Raw genomic sequence first — 12656 nt, forward strand, 5'->3', positions numbered from 1 at the left:
AATAATTTAGAGGAGCCTTTGTGCTCCTCTTTTTTTGAATTGATTTTTTATCTTTAAATAATATAATTCCAAGGTAATAATTATATAATAGTATTGATGTAGTTTTTTCTAATTTTTGTATGTTAAAAATATTTTATAATATTTCACAAAAGGATATTTAATAATCAAAAAATAAAATCATTATGAAAATACCTAAAGAAATACGCAACGGAATTTACATCTTTCTGGGCATTGCTGTTTTATTCTTATTATTGGAAGTTTTAAATCTTGCCCACTTATTTTATCTGCGTTTGTTAAATGTCCTGTTCATTTTTTACGGCGTAAACAGAACCTTGCAAATGAATCTTGCCGAAGGTAAAAACAGTTTTGTGCCTAATGCAATTTCTGCAATGGTAACATCATTTACAGGTGTGGTTATTAGTATTGTAGCCTTAATTATTTACAGTTATGCCAAAGGAGGAGATACGTATGTTAAATCATTATCACAAGCCTTTATGTTTGGCGGCGAACCATCTGTAATGACATATTCTCTTTGTCTCTTTTTTGAAGGATCTGCTTCTTGTATAATTGTCACCTTGTTATTAATGTTATACTGGAACAATAAATACAAAGCTGATTAAAGATACAAATAGATTTAAAACTATAAAAACCGCTTATTTTTATAAGCGGTTTTTAAATTTCTGGTTATAATCTCTATAATCTTAATTTTAAAAATTTCTTTGATGAGGTACAGGATCAATTTCTTCACGATCCTGATTTATTTCATCCTGCAAAGAGAGATCAACATCTTTATAAAGATCGCCTTTTTGATCGTTTTCGTAGTCTTCGTCGTCCTCGTCAGATTCATTATCAAGATCATCCTCATCCTCTTCATAATCAGGATTACGGATACTATCTAAGTCATCATCGTCGTCGTCTAAGTCGTCAAGATCATCGTTGTCGTCGTCGGGCATATCTTCATCAAGATCATCTTCATCTTCGTCATCAAGATCGTTTCTTTCATCGTTAAATTGTCGATTTATATCATCTTCCTGATATTGTTTTTCATCTTGAAAATACGGATCATCCGGACCGTAGTTTTCTCTTTCGTCTCTATTCATGATACCTGTTTTTTAAATTATTTTTTAGTTTGAGCTGCTCCTTTTTTTGTATCCGAATCGCTTGACTTCGCTGTACTTTTTGAGCCGGTTCCTTTAGAATCAGTTTTTTTATCTGATGATTTTGCACCAGATGTTCCGCTGTTTTTTTGATTTGAAGTATTCATAATATTTAGTTTTTAAGATTTATATATTGCTAAAATACAGTACGTTAAAGTCAAAATTTTACAAAACACAACAATCATAATTACATAATTTACAGGTATTTATAAAAAAAATTAAAGTGTTTTTTTGCCCCACAATACGACATCAAGTTTTTTGGCATATTGTATTTTGTCAGGATAAATATTCAGCGCATATTTTCCGGCATTGTATTTTATTTTGTTAATTCGGGTATTAAGATTATACAGTTTCCATTCCTTATGATGAACATCAAACCTGCATATTTTTTTATAACATTCTTCATACAATGCATGTCTTTCTGTTAACCATATATCCAGCTCCGTTTTGTCTATTGGCGATATAGGTTCATCAAATTCAATGTCTAAATGATAATCGAAAATAAAATTATCTGATATCAGGGAATTCTCCTTTCTGATAATTTTTGATTTTTGGTAATGAAGTCCAATAAACAATCGGGAAAACAGGACTTCGATAAGTTTATCAGTTTCAATTGAAAATAAATAGATTCCCGGAATCCCGTCTCTTATGACATAAGTTCTAATATTTATTTCATTGAAATTAGCAATAAACGAAGGCAAAGATACATTTCGCATTCGCATATTTTTTATTTCAAATGCAACAAGCGAAACCCATGCAATATTATCTACGGTATCAAGTTCAATTCCATCAGGAATATACTTTTCTAAAAGGCGTCTGGGAACTTTCCAATGAAAAAATACAGCATTATGCCATTCCTGATAATATTTCCATTTTTTTTGAGGAATGGGATATTGTCTGTTTGAAGTTTGGGTAAGTATGTGTTCTATCTTATTCATTTTAAGTAGAAAAAGGATAAGCTGCCATAATTAAATAAGTAATTATGATAATACTCATTAGAAAAATGACAACAGTCAAAATGGTTATTAATAAGGTAGAATATAAATATTCGCCTTTTTGAAGCAATTTATTCGTTTGTTTGTATTTCCAATAGGATAATAAAATGGTAAGCGCGCCCGTAAGTACCAGACTGATACCAATAAATATGGTAAAACCATTTTTTGGAATATTATAATCATGAAAAAAACTGGCCGGTAACTGATTGACAAATAATGAAAATTTAACGATTACGAACCCAAATACCATAATGCCAATACCCGTTCGAACCCAGGATAAAAATGTTCTTTCATTTGACATTTGTTCATTGATCATTTTTTTATTATTCTCCATATTATCTATAAAATTATTCGTTTGTATTATTTCCCTGAACCCAATTCATCGCTTCATTATAAGATTCTTTTTTATATCCTTTAAATTCTCCCGGAACTATATAACTAAATCCATTGGTAAAAGAAATTGCTTTGTCAGAATCTGTTACAATGGCAGACCTGTTCCATTTGCCTAAATTTTTGAGTCCAATTAAAGCATCCTGCATCCAGGCAGCCGCTGTGAAATTTTCGATTTCGGTGTCGATTAAAAACAAAAAATTGATTTCATTAATTTGCTTTACCAAATTTTCTACCGCAGGTTCCATAATGGTTTTATAATCGTTTTGGGTTACTTCGCCAGTCGCTCTAAAAGCAACAACATTCTCAGGAGAGTCTAATAATTGTATCATGATAAAAGATTTTTTAAATTATATTATTTATGGATGTAAAGTGTTCTTTATCAAATTTATAATCTCAATATTTGTTTTGTTTACAAAATTGTAGCACAGTTTTATACAATACCAATATGGTAAAATTTATATCAAAAAATTAGGCAGATGCTAATTTTATAAAACCGAAATATAATTTTATAAAAATCTGATAGTGTGAGGTTTATATTTTTGAAAATATAAATTAATTGAACGTATTATGAAAACATCAAACAACAAAAGTACATCTGATACTACGACAAAAAGTGGCAGAACACAATCCGGCGGAAGAGGAAATGCAGGAAAAACAAAAGCAAAATCTTCTGCTGCTGAAGGATTAAGAGAATTATTTGTAGATTCATTGAAAGACATTTATTGGGCAGAAAAAGCGTTGACAAAAGCACTTCCAAAAATGGCCAAAAATGCAACTTCAGAAAATCTTATTAATGCCATCAACGATCATCTTACTGTTACAGAAGAACAAGTAAGCAGATTAGAGCAGGTTTTTGATTTAATTGGAGAAAAAGCATCGGCAAAAAAATGCGATGCAATGGAAGGTTTAATCAAAGAAGGCGAGAGCATTATGGAAGAAACACAGCAAGGACCTGTTCGTGATGCCGGAATTATTAGTGCTTCACAAAAAATTGAACATTATGAAATTGCTACTTATGGTACACTTGCCGCTTTTGCCCAAACTTTAGGAGAAGATGAAGCGCTTGATTTATTACTGCAAACTTTAGATGAAGAAAAAGAAGCTGATACGCTTTTGACTGAAGCAGCGTATAACAACATTAATTTTGAAGCTTCTGATGAAGAAAATGCAGAAGAAGATGAGGTATAAATTTAAAATACTTCAGGAAAAAACCTGTAATCTAAAAATGAGATTACAGGTTTTTTTTATCATTTATAAATCAACCAGACTATCAATAATAAGTGATGCAGTTTTGTCGATTGCCTGCAAAACAATTTCTTCCGGAGAACCTTTAAAAACTTCCCTGTGTTTTATTTTTTCCTTGGGGGTTATAATGTAAATAAACATAGTTCCTACCGGTTTTGTTTTGGTTTCACTTCCGCCCGGAGTAGTAAGTCCTGTAATGGCGACTGTAATTTTCGAATTGAATATTTTTGATGCCTGCTGTGCCAGTATTTGTGTTACTTCTATAGATTCAGGAGTGCACCTTTCAATTATACTGTGCGGAACATTCAGGATTTGTTCCTTTACAAACACTTCATAACATACAATACCGCCGCGTAATATTTCTCCTGATTTTTTCGTCATAGAAAATTCTGCAGCCATTCTCCCCGCAGTTGCGCTTTCTGCAAAAGCAATATTCCATCCTTTTGCCGCTATTGTTTTACTGCATTTTATAACAATTTCTGAAGGCATACTTATATTTTTAAATTTGTATTTTTAATTTTAAAAATTGATTTTTTTACCTGAATTTTTGGCTGATAATAACATTCTAGAATAGATTTCATCTGATTGGGATTGTGCACGGCATTTACAAATTCTGCCCATGTATTTTGTGAAATCAAACTGATTAAAGGCTGTTCGGTTTCAAGAACCAGAGCTGCATTTTCTTTAATAAGTGCATCCCATTCTTTATGAAAAGTAAGAATGTCATCCGGATAAACGGTTTTTCGATCCATGTCTTCATCCACAGCATGAAAAGGTTTTTCTACATTCAGATAACCATAATCATCTGTTAGTTCTTCACCCGGATAAATATCCCTTATGGCAATTTCAAAATCATAAGGCGTGCTAAAACAGCTGGGTTTAAAACTATGATTTACAAATTTTCCGTTATCCCAGCAAAGCACCATTTCGCCATTTTTATTGGTGAAGGAATAAATATCAAGATGTTTTTTAATATAAGGATTGAGCATTTTTGTTTTTTCCCTTGTAAATATTTGGTCCAGTTCGTCCTGAACCCACGTGATTGTGCCTTTAGGAATAAATTTTGTAGCCACAACGCCGTATCCTTTTTCCTTGCTTATAAAGCGTACTTCTGTATCAGGATGTATCATTATACTAATTTTAGACATTCACGTTCGTATACTTCTTTTCGGAGCCCGCTGCTTGAAAAACGGTGATTGCGCTGGTTGAAAATAAGTTTTATGCCCACTTTCTCGCAATATTCGCGGCCTGTAAAATCTTTGTCTTTATATTCTTCGCCAAGAATTCGCACATCAACGGGAAACACCTGAAGAATATCCTGCAAATCCTGTTCTGTAGCATACGGAATAACTTCATCGACAAATTTGCAGCCTTTAAGCTGAATGTAGCGTTCGACTACAGATTGCGTTGGTTTGTTTTTCTCGGGTCTGTCAATTGTTGGATCTGTCTGCAGTCCTACAATTAAATAATCACAATGTAATTTCGCTTCTTCAAGCATTCTCACATGGCCTGCATGCAATAAGTCGAATGCACTAAACGTAATTCCGGTTATTGTTTTCGTTAATTCCATCTCCATATATTTTTGTTAAACATTATTTGAAAAAATCAACTAAGTGATTCAGAATATTTTTTTTCTTTTTAAAGTCATTTTGTGTTTTTAAAATGGCATCGATATAATCCTGATCCGGAATCCGGTTGCTGTTTTCATCCAAATCCCATATTCCGCATTGGCAATAGCTTTTTAGATTATCCCAATCCGGCCTGTCGGTAACCGGATAAATACAGATTCCTTTCAGGTCGACGCCGTTATTTTTGGCTAGCAGGCATTCGGCACCAATTTCCTTAAGCCATTGCACGCGTCCGGATCCAAAATGTCCAGTTTCTGAAATAAATAAAGGTTTGCGATAACGTTTATAAGCCATTTCAAGCAATTGAGAAAACGGCGTTCTTTTTTTTTCTGTTTCAGGCCAATCCAGCGGTTCGCCATGTATCTGCCATTGGCAATTCCAGTAATAATTAAATCCCAGAATTTCTAAAAAATCTTCAGAACCTCCAAGTTCAGGACACATTCTGCCGGCAATAATATCCATAGCCTGAAATTGATGTTCGTTTAAATCGTTGGCATGATTCGCATTTTCTGCATCAGAACAATGAATTTTTACTAAAGGTTCTACCAGGATAATCCGGCAATCCGGATCGGTTTTTTTTAGCATTTTTATACCCAGAATTGCAGCTTTGCATAAATGGTATTTAATATCCCAGCCGCTGTTTACCGCAAAAGGAACGGTCCCGCGAACATCGCCCGAATGCCAAGACAAAAAACTGATTTCGTTTATGGGAACTACAAATAATTGCTGTTTCGAGTTTTCTTTATAAAAGGCAGCAAAAGCCTCACATAGTTTTTCAAAACGGACACAAAAATGCGGATGAGTCGGGTAAATTCCGTCCGGATAACCAAAATGTATCAAATCCCAGATTTGCTGGATTCCGAATTTTTCAGCACCTTTCATTCGGTTATAAACTTCTGAAAAATCAAAAACTCCCGGAGAAGTCTCTACAGCGCTCCAGCAGATACCTTCACGAACTGTTTTTATGCCAATTTTTGCCAAGGCCTGATAATCCTCAGAAAAACGAATATCATGCTGTGTTTCCTTTAGCAGATTAATTCTTTCGCCTGAACGGTTAATATGATCTGCACATTCGTAGCCTCCCATAAAAAATGATTTAAAAAGTTCCATTTTTAAACAGCTGTTTTATAAGCAGAAGTATTCTTTTGCAATTGATCAAACAAATCCAAAGCATTTTTAAAAGCCTGATCCATATTAAAATATTTATAATTGGCCAGTCTTCCCACAAAATAGATATTTGTTAATTGGTCTGCTTCGGCTTTGTATCGGGCATAAATTTCCTGATTGCGCGGATTCGGAACCGGATAATAAGGCTCGCCTTCGTCTACCGTAAATTCTTTTACAATAGTAGTTTTGTCCGATTTTTGATTTCCAAAGTGTTTGTATTCAATAATTCGGGTAAAATCAACCTCAGTTCCCGGATAATTTACAACTGAATTTTCCTGAAAAAACTCGGCATCAATTGTTTCACTGACAAAGTTGATCGAACGGTATTCGAGTTTTTCCAGTAAACTGTGTCTGAATTCAAAAAAACGATCTACGGGACCTGTATAAAAAAGTTTTTCATAATTGGAATATTGGTCTTTTACATCAAAATAATCCGTTTCTAATAAAACTTCTATGTTTGGATGATCCAGGATATTTTCGAATAATTTGGTGTAACCGCCCTTTGGCAAAGCCTGATAAGTATCTGAAAAATAGCGATCGTCATAATTGGTTCTCACGGGAATTCGTTCTAAAACCGAAGCATCGAGTTCAGCCGGATATTTATCCCATTGTTTTTTGGTATAATGCTTAAACATTTTTTCATACAAAAAAGGTCCCACGCGGCTCAAAACAGCTTCTTCGCCATTTGAAGGTTTGGCAATAGGAGAACGGTGTTCTTCAAGCCAGATTTTCATTTCTTCTTCATTTTTAATAGCAGTTCCAAATAACTCATTTACCGTAGTAATATTTACCGGAATTGGCACGGTTTTATGATCTACCCGTGCAATCACCTTATGTTCCCACGGATACCAGTCTGAAAATTTATTTACGTATTCCCAAACCAATTCTTCGTTGGTATGAAATAAATGCGCCCCGTATTTAGAAACCAATATGCCGTTTTCGTCTACATAATCATAACAATTTCCTGCAATATGATTGCGTTTTTCGATAATTAAAACTTTTTTTCCAATAGATGCATAACGTTCCGCAAGAACAGAACCTGAAATTCCGGCGCCAATAATTAGAATGTCTATGTGTTTCATTTTGCAAAATTTTTAATAATAGATTTCATTTTATCTGCCGTATTGTTCCAGGATGTTTTTTCAAGAATTTTATAATATTCCAGTTGCATTGGCAAATGATCTTTTTCATTTAGCAAAGCCGTTATAGCATCACAAAATTCATCGGCATTATCAATTAAGCTTACTGAAGTGCTGTAATCGCGTACCACATCTGTAATTTTGGTAGAAACAACAGGTTTTCCCGCAGCCATATATTCCAGCGTTTTCGTAGGACTTATATATTTTGTGGCATCGTTTAATGCAAAAGGCATCATGGCAACGTCAAAAGCTTTCAGATAATTAGGAAGTTCATCATAAGATTTCATTCCCAGATAATAAATGTTTTCTTCTTTTGGAAGATCTGCTTCTTCAATTTTTGCCAGAGGACCAATCATTACAAAAGAAACATTTGGCAATTTTTTAGACGATTGCTGCAGTAATTCCAAATCAATACGCTCATCAATTACACCATAATAGCCAACGATTGGCGATGGCAGATTGGCGATATCTGCAGCAACCTGAATCCCGTTTAAAGCCTGAGCAAAATGCTGCTCATCTACAGAACTCGGAAAACAATATACATTTGGATGCATTTGTTTTTTGGATTCATACAATGATTTTCCGCCTGTAAAAATGATATCGGCATGAGCCATCAGATATTTTTCCTGGTTGATAAGATGGGCCGGAGCGCCTTTAAATAAAGAAAGTTCATCCATACAATCATATACTACAGTTTCAAAATGTATTTGTTCTAATAATGGTGAAAATGAAGCCGAGTAAAACCATCCTATCGGAATTGCTTTGTTTTTGACATATTCAGGAAGAATTGCCGCGATCGATTCGATGTCTTTTACATGAGGCTGCAAAACATGCAGGTTCTTGCTGACTACAATTAGATTTCCGGATTTATGATCTGAATTATTGGGTATGGGCTCCTCAATAAATAAAACTTTCATAGTCGATGAAAATCGGCTGATCAGATGTTGAGGACGCTGGTAAACAAATTGCCATCGTAAATGACAAAATACGATCATGTCATAATATTGCGGCATTTCGCTGTTATATAAATCTGTTTTTGTAAGGGTGTTTTTTTGGGTATTCTTTACATTATTTATCATGGTGTCAAGTAATTAAAAATGATTTATGTGTATGGTTTACAAGCGTTTTGAAGCTTGATAATTTACAAATGTATTTGGGAGGCTGGACAATTTCTTACAATTAAAAAGTCTGAACTTATATAATTTACAGGTGATTACTGTGTAATTTTTTGTAAGAATTATATAAAATGATGTTTAATGATTCTTTTACTTTTAAAAAATTATGAACTTAAAATCATTTATTATGAAAACATTATTCAAATCAAAATTAGCATTACTTGTTATGGTGGCTGGTCTTTCATTTTCATGTAAAAAAAATCAAAACACTACGGGAGATAGCTATAACAATGTAGATTCTACACAGACAACCGTAGATACTGTAAACAGTTCGACAGACACTACAGGTGTTAATTCCGGAACAAACGGAACAACTGGTGCAACTGGGGAAGGTTCTACTGGTTCAGGATCTGCAGGAACTACGCAAAAAGGCAATACTTCAGTAAATACTGATTCAACTTCAACCCAAACTACTCCAAAACGATAAGATTATGTTGAAGGAAAATAAAAAAATCTGTAATCTCGCATTACAGGTTTTTTGTTCTTATTAAGACAACTTTTTAATTTAATTGAAAAAAGATATGAAAACGAAATGCATGCTGATAAAGATGTTTTGCTGTATAAGCATATTAGGTTACAGTCAAAAAGGAATTCCGCCAAAAGAAGATACCAAAAAGGTAACGATTACAAATTTTCCAACCCATCTTGAATATACAACCGCATTGGCGTCCGGACTTAAAACAGCAAAAGGCTGGAAAGTAACTCCGGTTGCTTTAGGTCTGGGCAAACCCCGTATGCTTTATATTGGAAAAAAAGGACAGCTTTATGTTACCAGACGCGATGCCGGAGATGTACTAATGCTTACGGATACAGATAATGATGGCAAATTTGATGATATGACACGCGTTGCTGATTTTCCCGGAGTACATGGCATAACTGCAAAAGATAATTATATTTACTTGTGCAATAATAACAAAGTACTGCGCTATAGCATGAATATGGATGGGACTTTGGGTAAAGTTGCAGATACGCTCATAAAAGATTTGCCAAGCGGCGGCCAGCATGCCAATCGTACAATGGATTTTGGCCCTGACGGAAAATTATATATTTCTGTAGGCAGTGTCTGCAATGATTGTAAAGAAAGTGACAAAGAAACGGCCTCAATGCTTCAGGTTGATCCAACCACTTGGAAAAGAACTTTGTACGCTTCAGGACTTCGAAATACAATTGGTTTTGATTTTCATCCACAGACCGGTGAAATGTGGGGTGTTGATAATGGCGGCGATACAAAAGGCGACGAATGGCCGCCTGAAGAATTAAATCATATTGTTATGGGGGGAAATTATGGATTTCCTTTTGCTTATGGAAAAAAAGTAGTCGACCAAAGCAGGGAAGATCCTGTAGGCAATACAAAAGAAGGATGGACGAAAACAACGCAGTCATCTGTATTAGAATTTCCGGCGCATAGTGCTCCAATTGCTTTTGCGTTTTTTGATAACGGACCCAATAAAGGCGATGCTCTTGTATGCTGGCACGGCTCCTGGAACAGACAAAATCCGTCTGGTTATAAAGTAGAACGAATCAAGTTTGACAACAAAGGAAATGCTGCCGGTTCGGAAGATTTTTTAAGCGGGTTTCTGATTGGAAATGAACGTTTTGGAAGACCTGCCGGAATAGCAATCGATCAAAATGTGGTCTATATATCTGATGATGCAAATGGTGTTATTTATGCCCTTAAACAAAAATAAAACGATGAAAAAGATATTGATAATAGTATTGTTTGTCCAGATAACATGGGCGCAAGAATCAGCAAAATTGGCACAGGAACCAACAAAACGAATTGAATTTGAAGCACCGGAATCCTATCCTGAAGGTATTGCTTTTGACAAAAACACAAATGTTTTTTATGTTTCATCAGCACGATTGGGCACAATTGGAAAAGTTACTAAAGACGGAAAGTATGCCGAATTTTATGCTGATAAATCATTAAAATCAACTTACGGACTTAAAATTCATCCTGACGGAAAAAGATTATTTGCCTGCGCAGGCGATGCCAATTACAGTAAATTCAGTACACCGGATACCAAAAAGAAAATGGCAAGACTTATTAGCATTGATCTTAAATCCGGAAAAAAACTGGCTGATATTGATTTGGCGTCATTAATTCCAGGCGAACATTTTCCGAATGATCTTATTTTTGATACTGCAGGAAATGTTTATGTAACCGATAGTTTTGCCGATGCTGTTTATAAAATTGATGCTTCTGGAAAAGCAAGTGTTTTTAGCAAAAGCGAATTATTAAAATCAGCAGGAACAGGGCCTAACGGAATTGTTTTTAATGCTAAAGGTTTTCTTATTGTTGCCAATAATGGAGCGGGATCGCTGGTGAAAATTGATATTGCCAATCCTGATAAAGCCACCAAAGTAAAAATAAATCAATTTTTTCCCGGTGCAGACGGTATGCTTTTAAATGATGACAGCACTTTGACATTGGTACAAAACGGAGGTGTAAACAAGGTTTTTAAAATCAAAACGCAGGACAACTGGAATACCGCTGAGGTAACAGAATCGACATCTGTTGAAGATCGTTTTGCATTTCCGTCAACAGCAGCAATGGCGGCAAATGACACCTGGATTATGAACGCTAATTTTAGCGAACTTACCGAAGGAAATAATGTTCCTTCTAAAAAGTTTTCATTGCAGCTGGCGGTTTTAAAACCCGTAAAAAAGTAAATTATTTTTTTGTAATAAATTCAAAAAGCCTGTAACATTTTCACATTACAGGCTTTCTTCTTCTAGAAAAAAGTATTTGAAATCAGGCTGCTAAAGAGATTCCAAATAAGTTTTAAAATTCATAATATCGTCGTGTACCAATTTTTCAAAATACGGATTTAGAAGCTTTGCAGCACTTTCGCCCGCAATTCCCAGAGGCGCATGATAGGAAATGGTCACAATAATTTCCGTTCCTTTTCCGCTAGGTCTAAAAACAATTTTTCCCGCGTTTTTAATCGCCGAATCCGGAAGTGAATTCCAGCTTATAAGTCTGTTTTTTTCATCTTTAATAATTTCGGCGTGCCAGCTTAATTTACCAATTCCTGCCGGACCTTTTGCAGTCCATTTTGAAACCGTATAACTTATAGGTTTTACAGATTCAAGATGGTTCATGAATTTTGGAAGGTTTTCGAAATCACGCCAAAAAGAATATACTTCATCAATAGGCTTATTGATGATACTGCTTGTTCTGATGTTTACATTTGATGCTTTGTCATTTTTAAGATGATCTACTGCATCATAAACAGGACAATATCCTGAAATACCTCGTAAAAGCATTGCACCGCCAGAACCTATCTGGGCAATACTTTTATCCTCTTTAGACAAGCCTTTATACAATAAATAACCGCCGCTTGTAACCATTAGGATTCTCTCAAGCGTTGATACGTTTGTTTTAAGTTTTGATGTTCCTGAATTAGAAACTTGATTTGAAGTTGCTGTTGTTTCCATGATTCTTTTTTATTGTTATTAAATTTATAATGTTGGATAACCACCCGTTATCTGTATTTTGACCTAAGTGTCTTATTTGGTTAATTGTAAAAGTTTAAAATTAAGTGCTTTAAGTGTTTTTTCTTTTACAGTATTCATTTTGATTTTTACACAATTAACCTTTTCATTGATTCTGAAGGGATAAAAAATTTAAACAGTAAAGTTGTGGTTAATGAGAAATGTACTTCCAAGTCATCAATTTGGAATAATGGTTGTCAAAAAATCATTAAAGTATCAGCATGAAAAACAAATAACAACAAGGAAGTACACTATTATT

General features: G+C 34.4%; 17 protein-coding genes. 5 read left to right on the forward strand and 12 right to left on the reverse strand.

Going from position 1 to position 12656, the window contains the following annotated elements; translation table 11 throughout:
* Positions 1–182 precede the first annotated feature (182 nt).
* Complete coding sequence (locus ACZ0AH_RS10740; RefSeq protein WP_463475799.1) at positions 183–620, forward strand: hypothetical protein; 438 nt, start codon at positions 183–185, stop codon at positions 618–620.
* An 87-nt stretch (positions 621–707) separates the two neighbouring features.
* Here the strand turns inward: ACZ0AH_RS10740 and ACZ0AH_RS10745 are convergent, their stop codons facing one another.
* The 5 genes from ACZ0AH_RS10745 to ACZ0AH_RS10765 form a co-directional block, all read right to left on the reverse strand.
* Positions 708–1100 (reverse strand): hypothetical protein, encoded by a 393-nt coding sequence (locus ACZ0AH_RS10745; protein WP_463475800.1) that lies wholly within the window; start codon positions 1098–1100, stop codon positions 708–710.
* 17 nt (positions 1101–1117) lie between these two features.
* Positions 1118–1264, reverse strand: coding sequence for a hypothetical protein (locus ACZ0AH_RS10750; protein WP_463475801.1), 147 nt, complete (start codon positions 1262–1264; stop codon positions 1118–1120).
* A gap of 111 nt (positions 1265–1375) precedes the next feature.
* The gene (locus ACZ0AH_RS10755; RefSeq protein WP_463475802.1) at positions 1376–2095 is read right to left on the reverse strand and encodes a YqjF family protein; all 720 of its coding nucleotides are present in this window, start codon (positions 2093–2095) and stop codon (positions 1376–1378) included.
* A 1-nt stretch (position 2096) separates the two neighbouring features.
* Positions 2097–2468, reverse strand: coding sequence for a YidH family protein (locus ACZ0AH_RS10760; protein ID WP_463475803.1), 372 nt, complete (start codon positions 2466–2468; stop codon positions 2097–2099).
* A 31-nt stretch (positions 2469–2499) separates the two neighbouring features.
* On the reverse strand, positions 2500–2874 hold the full coding sequence (locus ACZ0AH_RS10765; protein WP_463475804.1) for a SpoIIAA family protein: 375 nt from the start codon (positions 2872–2874) through the stop codon (positions 2500–2502).
* A 238-nt stretch (positions 2875–3112) separates the two neighbouring features.
* Here ACZ0AH_RS10765 and ACZ0AH_RS10770 point away from each other — a divergent pair, with 238 nt between their 5' ends.
* Positions 3113–3733: a YciE/YciF ferroxidase family protein gene (locus ACZ0AH_RS10770; RefSeq protein ID WP_463475805.1), complete on the forward strand. Its 621-nt coding sequence runs from the start codon at positions 3113–3115 to the stop codon at positions 3731–3733.
* A 63-nt stretch (positions 3734–3796) separates the two neighbouring features.
* Here ACZ0AH_RS10770 and ACZ0AH_RS10775 read toward each other — a convergent pair whose 3' ends face one another.
* The 6 genes from ACZ0AH_RS10775 to ACZ0AH_RS10800 are packed head-to-tail and all read right to left on the reverse strand — an operon-like array spanning position 3797 to position 8803.
* Positions 3797–4279: a CinA family protein gene (locus tag ACZ0AH_RS10775; protein ID WP_463475806.1), complete on the reverse strand. Its 483-nt coding sequence runs from the start codon at positions 4277–4279 to the stop codon at positions 3797–3799.
* Positions 4280–4281: 2 nt separating this feature from the next.
* Positions 4282–4920 carry an SET domain-containing protein gene (locus tag ACZ0AH_RS10780; protein ID WP_463475807.1) on the reverse strand — a complete coding sequence of 213 codons (639 nt, stop codon included), beginning with the start codon at positions 4918–4920 and terminating at the stop codon, positions 4282–4284.
* Positions 4920–5360 (reverse strand): adenylyltransferase/cytidyltransferase family protein, encoded by a 441-nt coding sequence (locus ACZ0AH_RS10785; RefSeq protein ID WP_463475808.1) that lies wholly within the window; start codon positions 5358–5360, stop codon positions 4920–4922. The genes ACZ0AH_RS10780 and ACZ0AH_RS10785 overlap by 1 nt, the downstream gene beginning before the upstream one ends.
* A 22-nt stretch (positions 5361–5382) precedes the next feature.
* On the reverse strand, positions 5383–6528 hold the full coding sequence (locus ACZ0AH_RS10790) for a hypothetical protein (RefSeq protein WP_463475809.1): 1146 nt from the start codon (positions 6526–6528) through the stop codon (positions 5383–5385).
* 2 nt (positions 6529–6530) lie between these two features.
* Positions 6531–7667, reverse strand: a complete 1137-nt coding sequence (glf, locus tag ACZ0AH_RS10795; protein ID WP_463475810.1) for a UDP-galactopyranose mutase — start codon at positions 7665–7667, stop codon at positions 6531–6533.
* Positions 7664–8803: a glycosyltransferase gene (locus ACZ0AH_RS10800; protein ID WP_463475811.1), complete on the reverse strand. Its 1140-nt coding sequence runs from the start codon at positions 8801–8803 to the stop codon at positions 7664–7666. The genes glf and ACZ0AH_RS10800 overlap by 4 nt, the downstream gene beginning before the upstream one ends.
* A 223-nt stretch (positions 8804–9026) precedes the next feature.
* Here ACZ0AH_RS10800 and ACZ0AH_RS10805 point away from each other — a divergent pair, with 223 nt between their 5' ends.
* The 3 genes from ACZ0AH_RS10805 (at position 9027) to ACZ0AH_RS10815 (ending at position 11572) form a co-directional block, all read left to right on the forward strand.
* On the forward strand, positions 9027–9326 hold the full coding sequence (locus ACZ0AH_RS10805) for a hypothetical protein (protein WP_463475812.1): 300 nt from the start codon (positions 9027–9029) through the stop codon (positions 9324–9326).
* Between the two features lie 94 nt (positions 9327–9420).
* Positions 9421–10587 (forward strand): PQQ-dependent sugar dehydrogenase, encoded by a 1167-nt coding sequence (locus tag ACZ0AH_RS10810; protein ID WP_463475813.1) that lies wholly within the window; start codon positions 9421–9423, stop codon positions 10585–10587.
* A 4-nt stretch (positions 10588–10591) separates the two neighbouring features.
* A complete protein-coding gene (locus tag ACZ0AH_RS10815) occupies positions 10592–11572 on the forward strand; it encodes a beta-propeller domain-containing protein (RefSeq protein ID WP_463475814.1) in 981 nt (326 codons plus the stop codon).
* 90 nt (positions 11573–11662) lie between these two features.
* Here ACZ0AH_RS10815 and ACZ0AH_RS10820 read toward each other — a convergent pair whose 3' ends face one another.
* Entirely contained in the window at positions 11663–12340 is a 678-nt protein-coding gene (locus ACZ0AH_RS10820) for an SRPBCC family protein (RefSeq protein ID WP_463475815.1), read from the reverse strand.
* Positions 12341–12656: the final 316 nt, after the last annotated feature.

The sequence above is a fragment of the Flavobacterium sp. AC105 genome (assembly GCF_979258495.1).